We start from the raw sequence: 22,911 nt of genomic DNA, 5'->3' as shown, positions 1-22,911 counted from the left end.
GTCGAATCGACCGGCCTCTCCCATGAGCGGAGAAGGCCGGCCACCGAAGGCCTGTGCGCTGTGCGGGCCCGGGGTCAGAGCCTGGCGTGGGTGCCGATGTCGGTGTGGAAGGCCTCGACCATGGCGGCCGTCACCGTCGGGCGGCTCGCGCCGATCGCGGCGAGGTGGTCCGCGGTGGTCGCCCCCGGTACGGCGTCGTCGCGCTCGAACGCGGTCTGCGCCGCCAGGCGTGCGGCGTGCTCGATGTCGGCGGGGGAGAAGTGCTCGCTCGCGGCCACCAGTGCGGGAACGTCCACGTCGAGGCGGTCGGTGCCGAGCGCGTAGCGCGACCAGATCGCGGCGCGGGCGTCCGGGTCGGGGGTGCCGATCGGGATGACGTAGTCGAACCGGCCGGTGCGCAGGAACGCCGGGTCGAGCGAGCGGACGGAGTTGGTCGCGCAGACCAGCAGTCGGCCGTCACGCTCGCGGAAACCGGGGATCAGCTTGAGCAGTTCGTTGGTCACGCCGTGCATCGTCCCCGTCCGGCCGGCCTCGCCGCGTACGGGGGCGATCTCCTCCACCTCGTCGATGAAGACCAGCACCCGCTCCAGCTCGCCGATCCGGGCGAAGGCGCTGCGCAGCGCGGCGGCGAGGTTGCCCTCGTCGGCGAGCCGGGAGGGCAGCAGTTCGACGAACGGCCAGCCCAGGCGGGAGGCGATGGCCCGGGCGAAGGTCGTCTTGCCGGTGCCGGGCGGCCCGAACAGGGTGATCGCGCGTGGCGGCCGGACCCCGTGCCGGGCCGCCCGCTCGGGCTCCGCGAGCGGCAGCACGACCCTGCGCTCGATCAGCTCCTTCTCGGTGGCCATTCCGGCCACCCGGTCCCACAGGTCGCCGCTCAGCACCCGCCCGCCGAGCTCGTCCAGCGTGCCGGCCGCGGAGCCCGCGGCGGGCTCGGTCTTCTCGAAGTACGCGGCGGCGGGCCGCCGTTCGTAGCCGGCGTTGTGCAGTCCCTCGCCGAGCAGTTCCTCCTCCGGCAGCACGTAGGCGATCCGCCGCACGCGTGCCTCGACCAGCCGTCGCTCCAGTTCCCGCAGGAGCGCGCTGGCCAGGCCCCGCCCGCGCCAGGCCGGGGCGATCGCCACCCGCATCACCCACGCCCGCTCCCCCGCCACCTGCGCGAGCGCGGCACCGATCGGCGTACCGTCGTGCACCGCGACGACGGCGGGCCGGCGCGCGGTCAGCGCGGCGATGCACTCGGCGAGCGAGACCACGGACTCCTGCCCGAGCCCGGCGGTGCTGTCGATCAGGTGGACGACGGCAGCCAGGTCGTCCTCCCGGTAGTCGTGGATCAGCCAGTTCACGTGCGTCGCTCCCTCGGGTCTCCGGTCGTGCGGGTTGCGGAGAACGTAGGCGCGCCGGGCCCGGCCCGTCGTGCGCCGCTCGGGACAACGCGGCGTGGACGAACCGTACGCGGCAGCGGGTTGCGCCGGGGCTCCGCGGGCCGTCGGCGCTCGGGCCCGCCCGCGCTCGGCCGCGGCCCGTCGGTACTCGCACCCCGGCGCTCGGGCCCGGGGACGCTCAGGATCCGCCGCTCCCCCGGCGGCACGCGACGCCCGACCCGGCCTCTCCCGGTCCTACGCCGTGCGGCGCTCGACGCCGTCGAGCAGCAGGCCGAGCCCCAGCTCGAACCCGCGGTCGTCGAGGCCGGTCGCGCCGCCGCCGCGGGCGAAGGAGCCGTCCAGGGCGTCCGCGAGCGCCGGGTACTGCGGCCGGTACGCGGCCGGCGGGCGGGTGAAGCTGGCGGCGAAGGTCTCCATCGCGGAGCCGAGTACCAGGTAGTCCAGTGCCGCGGCGACCTCGGCGGCGTCCGCGGGGCCGAGGCCGGCCCGGCCGAGGAGGGCGAGCAGCGCCTCGTAGCCGCGCAGCGCGCTGGCCGCTTCGACGCGGCGGCGGGCGAGCAGGGCGACGGCGTTCGGGTGCCGCCGGAAGACCGCGCGGTAGCCGCGCGCGTACGCCGCGAGGCCGGCCCGCCAGTCGGGATCGCCCAGCGGTGCGTGGTCGATCTCGTCGTTGACCAACTCCGAGACCGTGTCGACCAGTTCGTCCTTGCCCCGGATGTGGTTGTAGAGCGACGCCGCCTTGACCCCGAGCCGCTCCGCCAGTGCCCGCATGGTCAGGCCGTCGGAGCCGTCCTCGTCCACGACCTGGAGCGCGGCGCGCGCGATCCGCTCGCGGGTCAGCACTGCCCTGCTCGGTCGGCCCACCGATATCCCCTCTTCCGCTCTCCGCGTCCGGGAGCTATCGTGCCAGACCGAGAGCAGTTGCTAACAAAGTTAGTTTTATCAGGACGGCGCAGCCCGTGGCCGAGAACACCCCGGCCGGCGCCGACCAGGACCATGGAGGCACCCGCATGACCCGCGCGTTCGACGTCGTCGAGACAGGTATCGCCGACCTGCGCACGGCGCTGGAGAAGGGCGAGACCACCGCGGTCGGCCTGCTCGACGCCTACCTCGCCCGGATCGAGGCCTACGACCGGCCCGGCACCACCACGGCACTCAACTCACTCGTCGTGATGAATCCGGACGCCCGCGCCGACGCCGAAGCCTCCGACGCCCGCCGCGCCCGCGGCCGGACCCTCGGCCCCCTCGACGGCATCCCCTACACCGCGAAGGACAGCTACCTCGCCAAGGGCCTGACCGCCGCCGCCGGGTCACCGGCGTTCGAACACCTCGTCGCCCAGCGCGACGCCTTCGCCATCGAGCGGCTGCGCGCCGCCGGTGCCGTGCTCATCGGCCTGACCAACATGCCCCCGATGGCGAACGGCGGCATGCAGCGCGGCGTCTACGGCCGCGCCGAGAGCCCCTACAGCGCCGACTGGCTGACCAGCGCGTACGGCTCCGGCTCGTCGAACGGCTCGGGCACCGCCACGGCGGCCTCGTTCGGCGCGTTCGGCCTCGGCGAGGAGACCTGGTCCTCGGGCCGGGCGCCCGCCTCGTACAACGCCCTGTGCGCCTACACCCCCAGCCGCGGCGTGATCTCGGTGCGCGGCAACTGGCCACTCGTGCCGACCATGGACGTCGTGGTCCCGCACACCCGCACCATGGCCGACCTCCTCGAACTGCTCGACGTCGTCGTCGCCGACGACCCGGACACCCGCGGCGACCTGTGGCGGTCCCAGCCCTGGGTGCGACTCCCCGCACCGTCCCGGGTCCGTCCGGCCTCCTACCCGGCGCTGGCCCCGGCGGACGCGGCGGCGGCGCGCGCGACGCTCGCCGGCAAGCGTGTCGGCGTGCCCGGGATGTACATCAACGCCGACCCCGACGCCGGGACCAACCCCGACGGCGGCATCGGCGGCCAGACCGGGCAGCGGATCGACACCCGCGCCTCGGTCATCGCCCTGTGGCAGGCCGCCCGCCGCGACCTTGAGGCCGCGGGCGCCGAGGTCGTCGAGGTCGACTTCCCCGTGGTGACCAACTACGAGTCCGACCGCCCCGGCGCGCCCTCGCTGCCCACCCGCGGCCTGGTCGGCCGCGACTTCCTCGCCGTCGAGATCGAGGACCTGTCCGCCTGGGCATGGGACGACTTCCTGCGCGCCAACGGCGACCCGCGGCTCGCCACCCTGACCGAGGTCGACGGCGACCGCATCTTCCCCAAGCACCAGGGCGAACTCCCCGACCGCTACGCCGGCTTCGACGACACGATCGGCGACTACCCGCGCTTCGTCCGCGAGCGCCCGTACGCGTCCTTCACCGACATGCCGCACCTCGAGGAGGGCCTGCGCGGCCTGGAGGAGACCCGCAGGATCGACCTGGAGCAGTGGATGGACGGACTCGGCCTGGACGCCGTCGTCTTCCCCGCCGTCGCCGACGTCGGCCCGGCCGACATGGACGTGAACGAGGCCTCCGCCGACCTCGGCTGGCGCAACGGCGTGTGGGTCGCGAACGGCAACCTCGTCCCCCGCCACCTCGGCATCCCGACCGTGACCGTGCCGATGGGCACCATGACCGACATCGGCATGCCGGTGGGGCTGACCTTCGCGGGCCGCGCCTACGACGACAACCTGCTGCTCCAGCTCGCCGCCGCCTTCGAGACGACCGGGCACCGCCGCACGGAACCGCCGCGGACCCCGCGCCTTCCGGCGGTCTGACGATCCGTCGGACTTGCTTGAAGGGACCTTGATTCAGCTCTTCGTGATCACCGGATCACGGACCGGGGAGGCCGTTTCCACCATCGGTGGAGGCGGCCTCTCCGGCCTCCCTGCCTCTCCGGCCTCCCTGCCTCTCCGGGCTCCCGGCCTCCCGGGGAGCCACTCGCCCGCCCCGCTCACAGCCCCGGGATTCCGGCCCGCCGCACATGCAGTTCGGAACGGACGAGTTCGAGGAGGCGGCCCGTCCAGTTGCGGCCCCGGCCGGCGTTGTCGCCCCAGAGGTCCGAGGCCATGTCGTCGTAGATCACGGTGGCGTCGTCCGTCGCCAGCAGGATCTCGGCCAGCTCGGGATGCTGGTCGTACTTCGCGCGCAGCAGACGCGTCATGACGGCGGTCCGGGCGTACTCCCAGCCCTCGCGGCGCGGCGCCCCGGCCGCGAGCCTGCGTGCGGCCGCGGAGTCGTCCGCCGTCACGATCGCCGCCCGGACCTCGGGCTGGGCCGCCGACAGGGCCCAGTAGGCATGGGCGACGGAGGGGTAGGTCACGTCCGCCACGGTGATCGGGGCGGGGTAGTCGTTGCGCAGGCCGCGATTGCCGGGGTCGGGCAGCGGCTCGTTCAGATGCCACTGGTAGAGCTGGACCGCCGGGGCGTGCGGGGCCGCCGGCCCGTCCGCCGGGACACGGGTGGGCCGCTCGGCCTGCCGGCGGGCCCGCTCCTCGAAGTACGCGAGGGCGCCGTCGTAGTCCTCCTGCGTGACCGTTCCGTCGAACGACAGGTAGGTCCGGCCGCCGGGTCCGGCCACCAGGATCCGCAACGGCCGGTCCTTGCTGTCCATGTCGCCCAGGGCGTAGCGGCGCTGCGACTCCGGGACGGCCAGGAACGCGGCGCGGGCCGCGGCCCGGTTCTCCTCGGTCCGGTCGGCGAGGAATGTGCCGACGGCGGCGAGGCAGCGGCCGGTCGAGTCGGGCCGCCCGTTCAACTGGTCGATGGTGTCGCGGACTTCGGCGACCAGCAGCTCGGGTGTCAGCCAGCTCTCCGGCTCGCCGAACGTCCAGGCCGCAAGGTCGTGCGCGGAAGCCTCCCCGCCCTCCGGGAGGGTGGTGGCCACCCAGCCGGTGCGCAGCTTCTCCTCGAACTCCTCGACCGTGACGAGTTCCCAGCAGTCGATGAGCCCGTCGGCGTAGATGAAGAGGTCGGTGAGGAAGTAGCGGCCGCCGTTGTGGATGAAGGCGTGCCGCCAGGTTCCGGGTATGCGGACGCCGTCCGCGGTGCGATGGGTGATCCGCTTGCCGATCATCCCGTGATTGTGTCGCGGTGGAGGCCGAACGGCTCCCGGTTTTCCTCCGAGCCGGGTGGAGGCCGGGTCGGCGGCGAGGTTGCACGTCTCGGTGGGGTCCTCGGCGCGGCGAGTTCCCCCCTCCCTCCGGGCGGGACCGACGGCGAGGAGGGGATCCCCGGGACGGCCCGGCCGGCGAAGGAGCCCCGCCGGGGAATCCGGCGGAGCTCCTTCCTTTCCACAGTTTCCTTTCCACGGTGGGTCCCGTGCGGCCCGGTGGTCCTTTCCGGTCCCCGGGGGGTGCGCGACGGCCGGCGGCTGCCTCAGCCCGCAGTGCCGGTGAGGCCGGTGAGGCGTTTCGCGACTGCCAGCGGGCTCGGCATGGCCGCGATCTCGGTGCTGACCTCTCGCGCGGCCCGGGCGAGCTCGGTGTCGGTGAGCAGCCGGGTGAGCAGGGCCGGGCCGATGTCCTCGGCGGCGGCGCGGAGGCCGGCGCCCCGGTCCCGTACCGCGTCCGCGTTGATGAAGCGGTCGGAGCCGTCGGGGAGGACGAGTTGCGGGATGCCCGCGTCCAGTGCGCCGAGGGCGGTGCTGCTGCCGCCGTGGTGGATGGCGGCCGCGCAGGTCTCCAGCAGCGCCCGCCACGGGACCCAGCCGTAGGCGCGGACGTTGTCCGGCAGGGTGTCGAGCGTGCTGAGGTCGAGGTCTCCGGTCGCCAGCACGAACTCCGCGTCGATGTCGGCGGCCGCCTCGATCACCCGCTCGATCCTGGTGAGGCCGTCCGTCTTGGGCGGAACGGTGCCCAGTGTCACCGCCACGCGCGGGCGGTGGGCGGGCACGGCCAGGTCGGCGGGGAGGTCGCCTTCGCCGTTGTAGGCGACGGGCCGCATCGAGCAGCCGTACCGCTCGTCCCCGGCCATGCTCGGCGGCGCGAGGTCGATGACGTCGGCCGGCTCGGGCAGCCGGTCGATTCCGTGCCGGGCGAAGGTGTCCGCCATCTCCGCGAGCATCAGCGCGCGCAGCTTCGGGGTGCGGACGAACCCGAGGTCGTGCTGGACCGCGGGCACGCCGAGGCGGGTCGCCGCGAGCAGGGCCACCGGGAACTGGTAGTCGTACACCACCAGGTCCGGCCGCCACCGCGCGGCGAGCTCGACCACGTCGTCGGCCACCCGGTTGTTGACGAGGGCGGCCAGCGGGACGAACGCCTCGCGATCGGCCGAATTGCTCTCGACCACCCGCTGCATCAGGTCGGGCCGCTGGGTGCGGCCGGCCTCCCTGATCACCTTGCGCCAGTCGAGCCCCGGCGCGATGGGCAGGTACGGCAGACCGGCTCCGGCGACGTCTTCGCCACCGTCCATCGAGGCCATCGCGACCTCGTGGCCGAGCTCGTGCATCGCCCTGGCCAGCGGGACCAGCGGGAAGAGGTGGCCGATGCCGGGTACGCCGGCGAACAGTACACGCATGGAGGAACCTCGCTCGGAGGGATGGGAGTTGAGGATGAGGGGGTTGGCGGGGTTCAGGAGGCGGCCCGGTGCAGGGCGGCTTCCATGCCGTTCAGCACGGCGTTGCAGTCGCGCTGCAGGGTGGCGGCGTCGACGGCGCTCAGCAGGTAGACCCCGAGCCAGTTGCGCGACCCCGCGGACGGGTCGAAGGCGGGGACCGTCCGGCCCGCGGGCATCGCGAAGGCGGGTACGGCCTCGATGGTGCTGCCCGGGGAGAGCAGGCTCTGCCAGTCGACGGCCTGCGGGTTCCAGACCGGGCTGCTCCGCCAGGGCGCTCCCGACGCGTCGGCCGGGACGACGGCCAGCGACGCGGCGGCCCTGACCCCGTCGGTGAGCATGGCCTCCGGGTAGTCCACCCGCTCGCCGAGCAGCTGCCGGACCAGCATGCCGATCGGGTCGAGCCCGAAGACCTCGTGGACCTGCCTGGTCGTCAGCAGGCCGCCGAACCTGGCCGCGGTCTCGATGACCACCAGCTCGCCGTCCTTCATCAGCTTCAGCTCGGTGTGGGTGCCGCAGTTCTCCAGCCCGAGCGCGTCGACGGCCTGCCGCGACACCTCCTCGATCCGGCGCTGCAGCGGCACCGGCAGGACGGAGGGCGAGGTGCTGGCCACCTCGACGAAGGACGGCACGGTCGGCAGCTTGGCGGTCATGGCCAGCGGACGGTAGACGCCGTCCGCGACGATCCCCTCCACGCTCACGTAGTCGCCGTAGCCGGGCTCCTGGTACCAGCCCTCGGTGGAGCCCTGGGCGATCGTCTCGACCAGGCGGTCCCGGTCGGTGTCCTCGGCGTACAGCTCGTTCATGCCGACCTGGCTGCCCGCCCGCAGTCCGCTCTCGATCCCGGCCCATGCCGGGGCGGCCTCCTCGACCGAGTCCAGCACGATCTGGGCGACCGACCCGGCGCCCCAGGCCGGCTTGAGCAGCAGCGGGGTTTCGAGTTCGGCCAGTGCGGAGGTCAGGTCCCCGAGGCTGTCGACCCGGCGGAACGCGGGTATCGGCACCCCGGCGGCGGCCCAGGCCTCCCGCATCAGCCGCTTGTCCCTGGCGCGGACGATCCCCTCCCCCGGACCGGCCAGGTGGAGACGGCTCGCGGCGTGCGCGACGGCCAGGACCGCGAACTCCGAGAGGGTCAGCAGCGCGTCGGCCCCGATGGCCTTCGCGTACTCCACGATCAGCTCGACCAGTTCGTCGCCGCGCGGCGCCTCGGGCACCAGCTCGATGCTGGTACAGCTGGGCCGCCACACGTCCTCCCCGGACGTGGGCAGCGGCGCCAGCGCGAGGACGTGCAGCTCGCCGCAGGCGGCGATGCGCGGGAAGGCGTACTCCAGCGGGGCGCCGCCCTTGACGTAGACGTACAGGATCTTGTTCAACGTACTTACTCCTGAAGGAAGTTCAATCGTTCGCGGCGTGTCGGCTCGCGGCGGCGCGTCGGCCCGCGGCGCGTCGGCCCATGACACGCCGGGCCGCGGCACGCCGGGCCGGGCCGGTGCGGTGCGGCGCTCCGGCAGCGTCAGCCGGCGGTGCGGAAGGGGCGCAGCTGCAGCAGGCTGACCCGGTCGCCCTCGATCGCCCACTCGATGTCGACCGGGGCCCCGTACGTCTCGTCGGGCGAGAAGTGCGACTGCAACAGCCTGCTGATCAGGGCCAGTCGGCGCACGAGGTCCTTGGTCGCGGCGTCCAGGTCGGTGGCGGCGGTGCCCAGCGAGACCGTCCGGCTTCCGCCCTCCATGGTGTTGCACAGGTACTGGAGCGGTGCGCCCCGGCCGGTCACCACGTCGGCCACCGAGCGCGGCGAGATGTTGAGGTAGACGTCGCGGAAGTCCTGGGGGCTCAGCGGGTTGCAGGTGACCAGGACGCCGCCGACGGTGGATCCGACCTGCTCCTGGACGACCACGCCCATCCGGCAGTGGTCCAGGGCGATGCCCGCCTGGCGCCGCAGCAGCACCGCACGCGGCGAGAACAGCGAGGCCCAGACCTCCCGTACGGCGTCGAGGACCGCGCCCGTGCCGCTGACGTGCGCCACCGATTCGTAGAGTCCGGCGGCGGAGAAGCCGGACAGGTCCTCGGCGTTGGAGGAGCTGCGGACGACCTGGACGGTGGCACCGTACAGGTGGCGGTCGATCGCCCGGTCGACCTCGGCGCGGATCGGGTCGGGCAGCGGGGTGCCGCGGATCAGCCGCTGCACGTCGAGGCAGAGTTCCTCGATCCGCGACGTCTCCGCGTGGAGCGACGCCCGGCGCGAAGTCCCCTCCCGGGGTGACGTCCCGTCCTGGGGCGAAGTCCCCTCCTGGAGAAGGGAGTCCAGCCGGTCGACGGCGTCCCGGAGCTCCGCCGAGGAGTCGAGGAAGCGCTGCTGGAGGGAGAACGGCAGCACGATCCCGCGCGGCACCTCGGCGAACTCCTTCACCAGGAGCTGCGCGGCGGCGTTCAGCTCGGCCCCGTCCGCGTCCTCCGGGAGGCCGAGTTGCCTGGCCAGGTAGCGCAGCAGGTCGGCCCGGGGCGGCCGGGGCACCTGGTAGAAGCCGAGCCAACGGGGAGAGCCGTGCTGCAGCAGGTGGGTGAGTTCACCGAGGTTGGCGGCCTTGGTGCCGAACCGGACGTGGTCCCCCGCGCGCAGTTCGGACAGCGGGGTGATCGGCGTGGGCGTGAGGTCGGGCCGGTCGACGACGACGTGATCGGCCGGCGGAGTCGGCCGGACTCCCCCGTGGCCCTCGTGGCCCTCGCAGTCCGTACGGCCCTCGCGGCTCCCGTCGCCGTCGTGGTCCCCCGGCCGGGCGGCTTCGAGGAGGAGGTCCCCGCCCTCGGCCTCGACCCGGTAGCGCACCCACCGGCCGTCCAGCCCGGCGCGGTCGATCCGTTCGACGGCGCCGATGCCGACGGCGTTGGGGATCCGCCACCCGGCGGCCATCACGTTGATGTGGGAGAGCGGCGTGGTGTGCTCGGTGTGGATGATGCCGGACACCCGGGGGATGTCCTCCGGCACCCGGGGCATCACCACGATGTCGTGCCACTCCAGCGGTTCGGCCTCGGCCCGGTACTCCTCCTCCGAGCGGAACACCCGCAGCCGTCCGTGGGCCTCCCCGGGGTTCAGCGGCACGAACGAGGCCACGGAATAGAGCTCATGGGACAGGATGCGCGGAATCTCGCTCTCCGGAATTCCGGCGAGGTAGCCCTCCTGCTGGTGGCCGGCCGGCTTCAGGACCAGCCGCAGCGAAGGATCGATGTGCTCGCGCACCCGGTGATAGAAGAAGCGCAGCATGTCCTGGGACATGGTGTCGACGTCGACCGTTTCCAGGGACAGGAAATCCTCGGCCTCGTGGCCGCTTTCCGTGGACCGGCCGGCGCGGCCGGTATGGCGGGCGAGCGTGCCGAGATAGAAGCGGCGGTCGGGATTCCGGTAGACGTCGTCGTTGAACGAATCGAGCCTGCCGGCGAGTTCGTCGATCGACATGCCGAGGATCTCGCACGCGATGTAGCGGACATGGAGAGTGCCGTCGGCACTGTCGATGAAGTGAAGCACCGACTCGTCGCAGTCGAGCACGATCTTCACATAGGGATAGCCGCCGACCTGGCCGGCGAGCTCGGAGAACTCCTCAAGGGTGAGCTTTTCGTCCAAGAAGCGGGGCCGCGTGGTCGCGTCGTTGCGATCCGAACGGGTCATGCGCACAGAGTTCAGCCATTCGTCATCGTGTACACGATCCGTGCACACCTGTTGCAGAAGGGTCGGGTACGACCACGCCCACAGTGCCATTCGGTATGAACGTTTGACGAATGATCATGCGACATCTGGCCATCATGGATCGATCCGGCCATAGGAATCCCGTCAAGGAAGCCACGACTCCGCATAAAGCTGTGGCAAAGGTCACAGCGCGGGACGGCGGGCGCGTGACGGGCAATCGGGGATTTCCGGAAGTGTTGATTCCTGAACGACTGCAGAACCTCGGAGGGCTGCGCACTCGCCCACCTCGACCGTCGGCAATGCCGACAAGTGGATCGAATCATTCCTCAGAATTCCGGGCTTCCCGGCCGCGCCGAATGTCCGCCGTTCCGGACGGGGCGCCGCATTCGTCAACCGAGCGTGCGGTCCAGGTTGAACGCGGCGCTGATCAGCGCGAGATGGGTGAAGGCCTGCGGGAAGTTGCCGAGCTGCTCACCGGTCGGCCCGATCTCCTCGGCGTACAGGCCGAGGTGGTTGGCATAGGTGAGCATCTTCTCGAAGGCCAGCCGGGCCTCCTCCACCCGCCCGGCGCGGGCGAGGGCCTCGACGTACCAGAACGAGCAGATCGAGAAGGTGCCCTCGGCCCCGCGCAGACCGTCGGGGCTGGCCTCCGGGTCGTAGCGGTAGACCAGCGAGTCGGAGACGAGTTCCGCGCTCAGCGCGTCCAGGGTCGCCAGCCACTTGGGGTCGCTCGGCGAGATGAACTTGGCCAGCGGCATCATCAGCACGGAGGCGTCGAGGAGGTCGCCGCCCAGGCTCTGGGCGAACGCCCTGCGGTCGGCCGACCAGCCGCGTCGCATGATCTGCCGGTAGATCGCGTCCCGGCTCCGCTGCCAGCGCGGGAGGTCCGCCGGCAGCCCGCGCCGGTTAGCCAACCTGATGGCCCGCTCGATCGCCACCCAGCACATCAGCCGTGAGTACAGGAAGTCCTTCCGGCCGCCCCGGGTCTCCCAGACGCCTTCGTCGGGCTGGTCCCAGTGGTCGCAGAGCCAGTCCACCACGGCACCGACCTCGTCCCAGTGACCGCTGCTGATCGGCTGTCCCCACTTGTCGTACAGGTAGACGGAGTCGATCAGTGCTCCGTAGATGTCCAGCTGGAGCTGGCCGGTGGCCGCGTTCCCCACCCGCACCGGGGCGGAGCCCAGGTATCCCTCCAGGTGGGACAGCTCGCGCTCGGGCAGGTCTCCGCGCCCGTCGATCCCGTACATGATCTGCAGCGGTCCCGTGGCGCCGGCGCCGCCGCGCAGGATGCCCCGGTCGGAGAGGAAGCCCATGAAGGCCTCGGCCTCCGCGGTGAAGCCCAGCCGGAGCATGGCGTAGACGCAGAAGGCCGCGTCCCGGACCCACACGTACCGGTAGTCCCAGTTGCGCTCGCCGCCGATCCGCTCGGGCAGGCTCGTCGTCGGCGCGGCCACGATCGCACCGGTCGGCGCGTAGGTGAGCAGTTTCAGCACCAGCGCGGAGCGGTGCACCATCTCGCGCCACCGCCCGTGGTAGCGGGACCCGGCCAGCCAGCGGCGCCAGAACCGCACCGTCGCCTCGAACTGCTCCTCCGCCTCGGCCCGGGGACACGCCCGCGGGGCCAGGTCGCCGCCGACCCGGTCGAGGGCGAACACCGCCGACTCGCCTTCGAGGAGCTTGAAGTGCGACCACACGTCCACGCCCTCGCGTTCGAGCGGCACGGTGGCCGTCAGCGCGAGCGCCATCGAAGGGGACTCGAAGACGGCCTCGTGGGCCCGGACACTCACGGTGTGCGGTTCGGATCCGTAGCCGAAGCGGGGAGCCACCCGTGCCCGGAACGGAAGCGTTCCCCGGGCACAGACCACCCGCCGGATCAGCCGGTGCCGACCGGCCTCGCGCGACTCGTCCACGACCGGCATGAAGTCCTGGATCTCCGCCACCCCGTCGGTGGCGAAGAACCGGGTGATCAGGACGTTGGTGTCGGGGAAGTAGAACTGCCGGGTGCGCGTCGGCACATCGGCGGCCAGCTCGAACGACCCGCCCCGGTCGGCGTCGAGGATGGACGCGAAGACGCTGGGGGCGTCGAAACGCGGGCAGCAGTACCAGTCGATCGTGCCGTCGGTCCCCACCAGCGCGGCGGACCGGAGATCGCCGATCAGGCCGTGCTCGGCGATCGGCAGATAACGCGAGCCGTCCGCCGGCCCGAATCCGGTGCCCTGCAGTGCCATACCGGCCTCCCTACCGCCGCGGCGCGGACGCCGGGCAGAGCCGTGCCCGTTGCCGGTGGAACACCGTCGTCGCGGACCTTGTTCCGGCTCACCCTGCGTATCGGGGGGCGGGAGCGGCCACGGGCCGACCCCCGGGGTTCCTCGAACGCAGGGGTCCGCTCACACAGGGTTCCGCGCAGGGTTCCGCTCACGCAGGGTCGGTGAACACCGCGAGCGCGGCGTCCCGGACGTCCGGCCGCGGGTGGCGGCGCAGCGCGCGCAGCACCTCCCGCCACTCGGCGGGCCAACCGAGCTGCGCCCCCGTGTTCGTCAGTGCGACGGCGAACAGGCCGGGCGCGAGTCCGTCGTCGGCGGCCAGTCGGCGGGCGGCCGCCAGCGCGTGCTCCGGTGCCTCCCGTCGTCCGTGGCCCTGGCGGTTCAGCGCGTCGGCGGCGGCCACCGCCAGCACCGGACGGTCGGCGACCAGGACGGCCAGCTCGGCGACGCGCTCGCCCAGGTCCGGTGCGTCGAGGTCGATCGCCTCGACCAGTCGGCGGGTGGCCTCGGGCAGCAGCGCGGGTTCGGTGAGCAGAATCGCGGCGACCTCCCGCCGGACGGCACGGACGGCCCGCGCGGTGGCGTTCGGGCTCCACATCCAGCCGGTGAGCGCGTCGATCCGCCGCCGGGCCGGCTGGTCGCGGCCGGGAAACGCCGGTTCCCCGGCGCGCAGGGTCTCGATCAGGGCGGTCAGGGCGTCCGCCAGGACGCTGCCCGGCGCGCAGCCGCCGAGCGGGTGCGGGGCGTCCGACAGTGCCACCCCGGTCAGCACGCGGGCCGCTCCCTGGCAGCGGTCCTGCTCGGCGAGGTCGGTCACCAGCGGGACGAGTGCCCGCACCGCCTCCGGCGCGTACCGGCCCCAGGAGACGAGCTGCCCTTGGGCGGGTGAGGCGGTGAGGAGGTCGGCGTCGACCGCCAGCCGGGCCATCAGGCCGGCGAACGCCGGGCGGTGCTCCGCGGCTGTCCGTTCCCCGCTCAGGTGCAGGACCAGTGCCTTCCGCAGTCCCTCCGGCCCGTCGGCCGCGTCGGTGAGCACGTCCCACAGCGGCAGGTCGGCGATCCGGTCACCGACCGTCGCCGGCACCGCGGCGCGGACGTCGTGGTGTTGCCCCGGCGCGGTGTACACCTCGCGCAGCAGGGCGGCCGCCTCGTCCAGGACCAGGTGCGCGGCGGCGAGCCGGACGGCCTGCTTGCGGCTGGTCACCTTGGCCGCCGGATCGAGCGCGATCCGCCGCAGCGCGAGGCCCAGTTCGGAGCTCCGCGCGAACCGGGCGGCACGGCCGGCCGCGTGGAGAGCGACCCGGGCGCGGTCGTCGTCGGCGTGGGAGAGCAGTTCGCGCAGCGCCCCGGCGGGGCGCTCGGTCCAGGGCAGCGCGGCGAGCGCGGCCTCGGCGAGGACGGTGTCGGCGGAGTCCGCGTACCGGCGCAGCAGGGCCTCGCCGTGGACGGGGATCCGGGCCGCGGCGCGCAGGGCGGCGGCGCGCTCGGCCAGGGCCCGGGTGGGGTCGCCGACCGTGCGGGCGAGCTGTTCGGCGGCCGCGTGCTGCTGTGCGGGGAGCCAGCGGTCCGCGTCGGCCAGGTCGGTCGCGGTCAGGGGGGTGTCGAGCAGGGGCCCGAGCAGATCGGTGCGGATCCGGGTCAGGACGGCCCGCACCGGGGCCAGGGTGACGGCCGACGGCCTGAGCGCGAGCAGCCGGGCCACGCGTTCGCCGCCGGTGGCGGGGTCGCGCAGCAGCGGCGCGGCGGCCCGTTCGACGGCACGGTCGCCGCCCGAGTGCAGGACGCGCTCCAGGAGTTCGGCGAGGGCGGGAGCACGTCGTGCCCGGTCGCCGAGCGTCCCGGCCAGCGCGAGCAGCAGTGCGGCGTCGCGGGATCGGGCCGAGCGGTCCAGGGCGGCCCACAGCGCGCCGACCACCGCCGCCTCGCGCCGGGGCGGGACGGTGAGGCCGGCGCCGTCGGTCCGTTCGAGGGCGCGGACGGCCCAGGCGAGCAGTTCGCGGGCCGGCCCGCCCACGTGCTCGCCGAGGACGGCGCCGGCGAGGCGGCCGAGTGCGGTGCGCGTGCGCGCCGAACAGTCCCGGGCGGCCAGGGCGTCGTCGGTGAGCCGCTCCAGCGGGCCGGCGGTGGCGTCGTCGAAGAGCCGCGGCGGCACGGCCGCGACCTCCTCCAGCGCCGTGCCGCGGACCGGGTCCTGCTCGTTGCGCAGTCGGGTGAGCAGTTCGAGCGCCTCGGGCAGGGCGCCCGGTTCGCCGGAGAGTGCGGCCTGCCGGACCAGCTGTGCCCAGGCCCAGCCCCGGTCCCAGGCGTCGGCCACGCGGGTCTCGGCCAGCAGCCTCGGCCGGGCCTCGGCGACCGGCAGCAGGACGAGCGGGACGACGTCCTCGCTGTCCGCCGCCAACCGGGCCCGCGCCCGCACGTGCCGCTCCTTCGCGGGCAGCACGGCGAGGACGTCGACGGAGTACCAGGAGCGGTACAGCCCGGGCTGCGCCGCCACCTCGTCGTAGAAGGCGGCCCGCCGGGCGGGGGGCAGCTGCCGCAGCAGCGCGAGGTGGCTCCCGTGGTGGCGGTGCGCGAGCGCGGCGAGTCCGTCCGGCCGGGCCGCGGCCAGCCGACGGGCCACGCCGGCGCGCAGCGGCGGCTCGTGGCGGTGCCGGTCGATCGCGAGCAGCAGGCGGACGGTCCGCTCGGCGGAGACGGCGGCGAGGCCGGCGAGCCGGTCGCGCAGCGGGCCGGGGAGGCCGGCCACGGGGTGGCGCTCCAGCAGCTCCAGCATCCGGGCCGGTTCGCGGCCGGCGGCGGCGGCCAGGCCGAGGGCATGCCGCTGCCAGAACGTGCGCCTCAAGCCGTAGGGCAGGTCGGCGAGTTGACGCTCGGCCTCGTCCAGCACCGCGCCCGGGTGGCGGTGTCCGAGCGAGGTGGAGAAGGCGATCGCGTGGGCCAGCGCGGGCAGTTCGGCGGCGACGGCCTCGGCCGAGCAGGCCGGCAGCAGCCGGGCCGCCTCGGCGGCGCCCCAGCGTTCGCGGACGACCGGCACCAGCCGCTCGGCCACCGCTGCGCGCCCGGCCCGCAGGACGGCGCGGGCCAGCTCGTCGCGGACCGCCTTCGGGGCGGTGAGCATCGCGACCTCAAGGTCGCCGTCCGGGAACGGCAGCTCCCCGATCGCCCGGTGCGCGTAGCGCCGCACGACGGGGTCGGGGTCGTCGATCCGGTCGATCAGATGGCGCGCCCGCCGTCCGGCGAGGGCGGCCAGCGCGGCGAGTCGGCGTTCGTACGGGCCGCGGCCGTCCAGCTCGGCGAGCAGGGCCGTCAGGTCGGAGGGGGCGAGGGCGGCGGCGGTACGGGCCACCTCGCGCAGCCGGAGCGGGTGGGGCAGTGGTTCGACGGCGGCGAGCAGCCGGTCGGCAGTCAGGTGAGGCATCGGCGCCGATTGTGCCCGACGGGCGCGGCCCGGGCATCCGGTTTTTCACGGCGGTGCGCCGGCCGGCGGCCCGGGCCAGGGCGGGTCGGGTCCGGGTCGGGTTCAGGCCGGCCCGGGTCCGGATCGGTTCGGCGGGGGTCGGTTCGCTCCGGGGCTGCACGCCGACGGGCGTCCGGTCATTCCGGCTCGGTCGGCAGGGTCCGGGCGAGCCACTCCCGGACGGCCTTCGCCGTCGTGCTCACGTGTTCGTCGAGGATGGAGTAGTGGTCGCCCGGCACGTCGCCGACGCGCAGGTGCAGGGTCGGGACGGTCGGCTCCGGCTCCTGGCGGTCGAGGAAGATGCGGGCGTAGGCGCCCATGGCGGCGAGGGCGGGCTCGTCGAGCCTGGTGGCGCTGCGGACGGCCAGTTCGGCGAGCCGGCCCTCGTCGCGGACGGGGTGGGTGTCGAGCAGGACCACCGCCTCGGCGCCGACGCGTTCCGCGACGGCTTGGGCGACCAGCCCGCCGGTGGAGCGGCCCAGGAGCACGACCGGGCGGTCGAGTCGCCCGATCGAGGCGGCGTGGGTCCGGACGAGGCTCTCCACGTCCTCGGGGACGGGGCCGCCGTCGTACCCCGGGTGCGGGAGCAGCCACAGGCCGGGCAGGTGCCGGGCGAGGAGGGCGTACTCCCCGGGGGGAGAGGTGAGGGCGGGGAAGCAGACGACGGCCGGGCCTTCGCCGTCGCTGAGCCGCTGCGGGGCGACGGCCGGGAGGGTCGCCGCCGACGGCAGCGCCCAGGAGGCGGAGACGAGCAGGTGCATGGCCTCCCGGGGCCGGCCCAGCTCGCACAGTGTGCGGTACAGGAACGTGAGCGTCCCCGGGGCCGGCGGTGGGCGCAGCTGCTCGGCGAGGGCCCTGGGGGTGGCGGCGTCGAACACCACCGTGGCGGGGAGGCGCAGGCCGGTCCGTTCCTCCAGTCGGTTGCGCAGTTCGACGGAGGTCAGCGAGTCGAAGCCGAGGTCGGGGATCGGGGTGTCCGGGTCCACGTCCGGATAGCTGAGGACGGCGGCGACCTCGGCGCGCACCATCTCCAGTGTGCCGGCCGGCGGGGTCGGTTCCGGTGTGCTCCGCGGTTCCGGACGGTGCGGACGGTGCGGGTGGTTGGGCTGGTCGGGGTCGTTCGGACGGTTCGGACGGTTCGGGCGGTTCGGGCGGTTCGGGCGGTCGAAGGCGATCGGTACCAGGACGGGTTCGTCGGTGCCCAGTGCCGCCTCCAGGAGTGCCAGGCCCTCGGCGGGCGCGAGGGGCAGCAGGCCGGCGGCGGCCGTCCGGTCGGCCATCATGCCGATCGTCCAGGGCCCCCAGGCCAGGGAGAGCGCGGGGAGGCCCAACCGCCGCCGGTGGCGGGCAAGTTCGTCGAGAGAGCTGTTGGCCGCCGCGTAGTTGGCCTGCCCGGCGTGGCCGAGCACACCGGACGCCGAGGAGAACAGCACGAAGGCGTCCAGGTCCCGGTGTGCGGTCAACTCGTGCAGCTGCCAGGCGGCTTCGGCCTTGGGGCGCCACACCGTCGCCAGACGGGCCGGGGTCATCGACGAGAGGACGCCGTCGTCGAGCACCCCGGCGGTGTGCACCACGGCCCGCAGGTCCTCGATGGAGTCGACCAGTGCGGCCAGCGCCGCCCGGTCGGTGACGTCCAGGCGCGTCTCGCCGCTGCGGCCGGCGACGACGACGCGCACTCCCCTGCCCCGCAGGTGCTCGGCGACCGCCCGGCCCAGTGCGCCGCCGCCGGTGACCAGAACGGTGCCGCGCCAGGTGAAGGTGCCGCCCGGCACGGGAACCAGGTTCGCGCGTTCGGCCACCATGTCGGTCTGCCCGTCGCCGAGTTCGGCCAGGGTGAACCGGCCCGGGTGCTCCGTCTGCGCGACCCGCACCAGGCCGGCCACCGCCGCTCCCGCCGGATCTCCCGGCCGTACCAGCACGGTGAGGTGCTCGTGGTCGGCCTGCAGTTCCCGCAGTGCGAGCGCCAGGGCGGCGGGGGCGTCGCCGGGCCGCACCTCGTGGATCCGACCGTGCGGCCGGCCCGGGGTCCGCTGCCACTCCGGGCGGAACAACGCGCCCCGGCCGGCCCCCGGCACGAGGTGGCCGGTCGGACGCGGTCCGGTCGAGCGGGTACCGAGCGGACCGGTGACGGCCGAAGGGGTACTCGTCGAACGGGGTCCGAGCGCGCGCACGGTGAGTGATTCGACGCAGGCCACCGGCCGGCCCTCCAGGTCGGCGACGGCGATCCGCCCGTCGCGGATGCGGACCCGCAGTCCCGTGGCCCCCCGCGCCAGCAGGTGCACCCCGCGCAGGGCGAACGGCACTCCCCCGCCGAGCAGCCGCGCCGGGTGCAGCGCCGCGTCGAGCAGGGCGGGGTGGAGCGCGAAGCGCCCCGCGTCCGGGAAGTCCCCGCGCACCTCGCCGAAGAGGTCGTCGCCGCGGCGCCACACCCTGGACAGCCCGCGGAACGCCGGTCCGTACTCGGCGTGGTCGACGTCGAGCTCCTCGGCGTCCGGTGGGGGCCACGGGCCGATGTCCACCGACGGCGCGGGGCGGGAGTCCAGCCGGCCGCTGGCACAGAGGACGCCGTTCGCGTGCACTTCGAACGGCCGTACGCCGTCGGTCCCGGGACGTACGACGATCTCGGCGCGCCGAGTCTCCGGCAGGCGCATCACCATGTGCAGGACCAGGTCGTCGACGGTGCCGCAGCCGGCCCGCTCCCCCGCGTACAGCACCAGTTCCAGGATCGCGGTGGCGGGCACGACCGCCGTTCCGTCGACGACGTGGTCGAGCAGCCACACGGGGGTGAGGTCGGCGGTGCACACCACCTCCCCGGAACCGGGCACGACGGCGGTCGACTCGATCAGGGGGTGCTCGGCGGCGCGGTCGAGCCAGTAGCGCCGGCGCTGGAAGGCGCTGGTGCCCCGCAGCCGGGCCGCCGTCCGCTCGGGGTCGGTGGTGGGGATGACGCCCTCGATGCCCTCCATGCCCTCCAAGTCCCCGACGCCCGGGCCCAGGTCGACGAGGGTGACGCCGTCGACCGCGGCCACCTGCTCGGCGAGGCCGACCGTCTCGTGCCGGCGCCGCACCCAGTGCTCCGGATCGTCCGGGCGGGCGCCGATGACCGGAACGAGCGGCGGGCGGTACGTCAGGCTCCGTGCCGTCTCCGCGAACTCCTCCGGGCCACGGGCGGTGAGCAGCCTCGCCGCGTCGGGCAGGGACAGGACGCCGGCCACGTGAGCCGCCGCGATCTGCCCGGCACCGTGCCCGATCAGCGCGTCCGGGCGGTACCCCCAGGACTCCAACAGGCGGAACAGCGCCACCTCGTGGGCGAACAGGGCCGCCCGGGCGAGGTCCGTCCGGTACGCCGGGTCCGGTGCCGTGTTCAGCACCGGATCCAGCCGGGCGCGCACCTCCTCGAACGCGGCGGCGAACACCGGGTACTCGGCCGCGAGGTCCCGGGTCGTCCCGCGCTGCCGCGCCCCCTGCCCGGGGAACAGGAACGCCACGCGCAGCTGCTCGTACTCCTCGACGATCACATGCGCGTTGGTCCCCGAGATCCCGAAGGCCGACACCGCGGCCCGGCGCGGACGGTTCTGCGTCGGCCGGGACGCCGACCGGCCCACCGACTGGCCCACCGACTGGCCCACCGGCCGGGACGCCGACCGGCCCGCCGGCCAGGGCGTCGGCTCGGTGACCAGACGGACGGCCCCGGCGGACCAGTCGACGCGGGGGCTGGGCTCGTCGACGTGCAGCGTGGCGGGCACGGTGCGGTGCCGCATCGCCATCACGGTCTTGATCACGCCGGCGACCCCGGCGGCCGCCTGGGTGTGCCCGAGGTTGGACTTGACCGTACCGACCAGGAGCGGCGCCGACCGGCCCCGGTCCTGACCGTAGGTGGCGAGCAGCGCGGCCGCCTCGATCGGGTCGCCCAGGGCGGTGCCGGTTCCGTGGGCCTCGACCACGTCCACGTCGGCGCCGGTCAACCCGGCATCGGCCAGGGCCTGCTGGATCACGGCCGCCTGGGCGGGGCCGCTGGGCGCCGTGAGGCCGTTCGACGCACCGTCCTGGTTGACCGCGGAGCCGCGCAGCAGGGCCAGGATCGGGTGACCGTTGCGCAGCGCGTCGGACACCCGCTCCAGGACCAGCAGTCCCACCCCCTCCGACCAGGCGGTCCCGTCGGCGGCGGCGGAGAACGGCTTGACCCGTCCGTCGGGGGCCAGGCCGCGCTGCCGGCTGAACACGACGAAGCTGTCCGGCGTGGCCATGACGGTCGCGCCGCCCGCCAGGGCCAGCTCGCACCGGCCGTCGCGCAGGGAGTCCGCCGCGAGGTGCACGGCGACCAGCGAGGAGGAGCAGGCGGTGTCCAGGGTGAGCGCCGGGCCGTGCAGCCCCAGGTGGTAGGCGATCCGCCCCGAGGCCACGCTGCCCGCCGCGCCCAGCGCGATCTGGGCCTGGAGAGGGTGGGCGCTGCCCCGGAAGCGGCCGGCGTAGTCGTTGTACATCAGGCCGACGAAGACGCCGGTGTTGCTGCCCCGCAGCGATTCCGGCGCGATGCCCGTCCGCTCGAACGCCTCCCAGGCCGTCTCCAGCAGCAGCCGCTGCTGCGGGTCGGTGGCCAGGGCCTCGCGCGGCGACATGCGGAAGAACGCCGCGTCGAAGTCGGCCGCGTCCTGGAGGAAGCCGCCGCGGGTGACGTAGCTGGTGCCGATGTGGTCGGGGTCGGGGTGGAACAGCTCGTCCAGGGGCCAGCCCCGGTCGGTGGGGAACTCCGTGATCGTGTCCTGGCCGGCGGCGACCACGCGCCAGAGGTCCTCGGGGCTGCTGATTCCGCCGGGGTAGCGGCAGGCCATGCCCACGATCGCGATCGGCTCGGTGGCCGTGGCCCTGCGGACGGACGGTGGCGGGCCGGCGGCCGCGCCGGTGAGGTAGTCGGCCACCGCGCGGGGCGTGGGGTGGTCGAACACCAGGGACGGCGGCAGGGCGACGCCCAGGTCCGCGCCCAGCCGGTCCCGCAGCCGTACGGTGCCGAGCGAGTCCAGCCCGGCTTCGGCGAACGGCTGGTCCGCCCCGGGCGGCCGGCCGGTGATCCCCGCGGTCTCCCGCCGGACCACGTCGAGCAGGTACTGGTGGCGCAGCCGCCGCCGCGCCGGTTTGCCCGAGGAGGTCTGCGGGATCCGGCTGACGGGGCGGATCTCCTGCGGCACCCGGTGCGGTGGCAGCAGGCCGCGGCAGAAGGCCAGGAGCGCCGCCGGATCCGCGTCGCCCACCACGTAGGCGACCGGCACCTCGCCGAGCACCGCGTCGGGTTCTCCCGCCACGGCCACCTCCCGGACGCCGGGGTGGCGGGCCACGATCTGCTCGATCTCGGCCGGGTGGACGTTCTCCCCGCCCCGGATGATCACGTCGCCCGCCCGCCCGGTCACCACCAGTAGGCCGTCCTCCTCGTGGCCGAGGTCCCCGGTCGCGTGCCACCCGTCGGCGCCGGGCATCCGCAACCAGAGCTCGCCGTCGACGAACCGGGTGTCGATCCCGGGCAGCACGACGCCGTCGACGGCGACCTTCCCGGAGGCCTCCGTGCTGCCGTAGCCGTCGTGCAGCTCACGCCCGAACGTACGGCGGAACCGGTCCCGCAGCTCCTCCGGCAGCGGGGCGCCGGCGGACAGGCAGCGCGGCGGCAGCGGCGCCCCGGCGTCCAGGAGCTGGGTGAAGACCGTCGGGACACCGCCCAGGGCCGTGAACGGCGTCCGGCGCAGCAGGGCGGCCGCCCGGTCCGCGGTGAAACGGTCCATCACGTGGGCGCTCGCGCCCAGGGCCAGCACGCCCACCACGCACATCGAGTGCCCGAACGCGTGGAACAGCGGCAGCGGCCAGAGCAGGCGGTCGTCGCCGGACATGCCCAGCAGTCCCCGGTAGGCGAGATCGGCCGACCGCAGCCAGGCCCCCTGCGCCGACAGCACGCCCTTCGGGTCCCCGCCGGTCCCCGACGTGTAGTGCAGCCAGGCGGGCTCGTCCGGTCCGAGGTCGTCCCGTGGCGGCGTGCGGGTGGCCCCGAGCAGCTCGTCGACGGTCACCACGCGGGCGCCGGCCACCCGCCGGACCCGCGCCAGGTGCTCGCGGTCGGTGACCACCAGCTCGGCGCCGCTGTCCGCCACCCGGAACCGGAGGTCGTCCTCGCCGCTTCGCGGGTCGAGCAGGACGCCGACCGCGGCGGCGCGGGCGACCCCGAGGGTGGCCGCGACGGCGGGCACCCCGCCGGGCAGCCACAGCGCCACCCGGCTGCCACGATCCACCCGGAGGTTGCCGGCCACCCGGGCGGTGCGGCGGGCGAGTTCGCCGTAGTCCACCGAGCCTTCGGCGTCGGCGAAGGCGGTCCTGGTCTTGATGTCCGCAGCATGACGAAGAATCAGTTCATCCACACGGAGGATCAGTTCATGCACCTCGCACCTCTGCGGTCGGTCACTCGGTCACGCGGTCGTTCCGTGGTGCGGTCGTTCTGCAAGACGGTCGTTCCGTCATGCGGTAGCGACGTTCACCGTAGCGAATCCAGGGTCCTGGTCACTGTGCCCCGCCGAGCCGGCGCCTCCAGGAGGGCCCACGGCGCAGGTCCGGGCCCGCCGTCGGCGG

10 protein-coding genes are annotated in these 22,911 nt (G+C 74.3%); 1 reads left to right on the top strand and 9 read right to left on the bottom strand.

Translation table 11 applies throughout. The features are described 5' to 3' along the window. Positions 1-74: 74 nt before the first annotated feature. Together ACWGJO_RS24855 and ACWGJO_RS24850 are read right to left on the bottom strand one after the other, a co-directional pair. Positions 75-1,340, bottom strand: a complete 1,266-nt coding sequence (locus ACWGJO_RS24855; RefSeq protein ID WP_452186961.1) for an ATP-binding protein — start codon at positions 1,338-1,340, stop codon at positions 75-77. A gap of 273 nt (positions 1,341-1,613) precedes the next feature. Beyond that, a complete protein-coding gene (locus ACWGJO_RS24850) occupies positions 1,614-2,243 on the bottom strand; it encodes a TetR/AcrR family transcriptional regulator (RefSeq protein ID WP_452186959.1) in 630 nt (209 codons plus the stop codon). Positions 2,244-2,389: 146 nt separating this feature from the next. Between ACWGJO_RS24850 and ACWGJO_RS24845 the strand changes: the two genes are divergently transcribed. After that, on the top strand, positions 2,390-4,126 hold the full coding sequence (locus ACWGJO_RS24845) for an amidase (protein WP_452186970.1): 1,737 nt from the start codon (positions 2,390-2,392) through the stop codon (positions 4,124-4,126). Positions 4,127-4,302: 176 nt separating this feature from the next. Here the strand turns inward: ACWGJO_RS24845 and ACWGJO_RS24840 are convergent, their stop codons facing one another. The 7 genes from ACWGJO_RS24840 to ACWGJO_RS24810 all read right to left on the bottom strand — a co-directional run bounded on the left by ACWGJO_RS24840 (position 4,303) and on the right by ACWGJO_RS24810 (position 22,703). Then, positions 4,303-5,424 carry an NADAR family protein gene (locus ACWGJO_RS24840; protein WP_452186957.1) on the bottom strand — a complete coding sequence of 374 codons (1,122 nt, stop codon included), beginning with the start codon at positions 5,422-5,424 and terminating at the stop codon, positions 4,303-4,305. Positions 5,425-5,726: 302 nt separating this feature from the next. Continuing rightward, on the bottom strand, positions 5,727-6,866 hold the full coding sequence (locus ACWGJO_RS24835; RefSeq protein ID WP_452186955.1) for a nucleotide disphospho-sugar-binding domain-containing protein: 1,140 nt from the start codon (positions 6,864-6,866) through the stop codon (positions 5,727-5,729). A 53-nt stretch (positions 6,867-6,919) separates the two neighbouring features. Further along, positions 6,920-8,275, bottom strand: coding sequence for an ATP-grasp domain-containing protein (locus ACWGJO_RS24830; RefSeq protein ID WP_452186952.1), 1,356 nt, complete (start codon positions 8,273-8,275; stop codon positions 6,920-6,922). A 140-nt stretch (positions 8,276-8,415) separates the two neighbouring features. Beyond that, a complete protein-coding gene (locus ACWGJO_RS24825; RefSeq protein ID WP_452186950.1) occupies positions 8,416-10,566 on the bottom strand; it encodes a PEP/pyruvate-binding domain-containing protein in 2,151 nt (716 codons plus the stop codon). 407 nt (positions 10,567-10,973) lie between these two features. Then, positions 10,974-12,812 carry a glycoside hydrolase family 15 protein gene (locus ACWGJO_RS24820; protein ID WP_452186948.1) on the bottom strand — a complete coding sequence of 613 codons (1,839 nt, stop codon included), beginning with the start codon at positions 12,810-12,812 and terminating at the stop codon, positions 10,974-10,976. Between the two features lie 187 nt (positions 12,813-12,999). Continuing rightward, entirely contained in the window at positions 13,000-16,266 is a 3,267-nt protein-coding gene (locus ACWGJO_RS24815) for a hypothetical protein (RefSeq protein ID WP_452186946.1), read from the bottom strand. A gap of 176 nt (positions 16,267-16,442) precedes the next feature. Further along, on the bottom strand, positions 16,443-22,703 hold the full coding sequence (locus ACWGJO_RS24810) for a beta-ketoacyl synthase N-terminal-like domain-containing protein (RefSeq protein ID WP_452186944.1): 6,261 nt from the start codon (positions 22,701-22,703) through the stop codon (positions 16,443-16,445). Positions 22,704-22,911 lie beyond the last annotated feature (208 nt).

Source organism: Kitasatospora sp. NPDC054795 (assembly GCF_053611565.1).
This window is presented reverse-complemented; position numbering and strand designations above follow the sequence as displayed.

Coding starts and splice junctions, on each gene's coding strand:
- ACWGJO_RS24825 (WP_452186950.1), bottom strand. CDS start 10,566: ATGACCCGTTCGGATCGCAACGACGCGACCACGCGGCCCCGCTTCTTG.
- ACWGJO_RS24840 (WP_452186957.1), bottom strand. CDS start 5,424: ATGATCGGCAAGCGGATCACCCATCGCACCGCGGACGGCGTCCGCATA.
- ACWGJO_RS24815 (WP_452186946.1), bottom strand. CDS start 16,266: ATGCCTCACCTGACTGCCGACCGGCTGCTCGCCGCCGTCGAACCACTG.
- ACWGJO_RS24835 (WP_452186955.1), bottom strand. CDS start 6,866: ATGCGTGTACTGTTCGCCGGCGTACCCGGCATCGGCCACCTCTTCCCG.
- ACWGJO_RS24820 (WP_452186948.1), bottom strand. CDS start 12,812: ATGGCACTGCAGGGCACCGGATTCGGGCCGGCGGACGGCTCGCGTTAT.
- ACWGJO_RS24845 (WP_452186970.1), top strand. CDS start 2,390: ATGACCCGCGCGTTCGACGTCGTCGAGACAGGTATCGCCGACCTGCGC.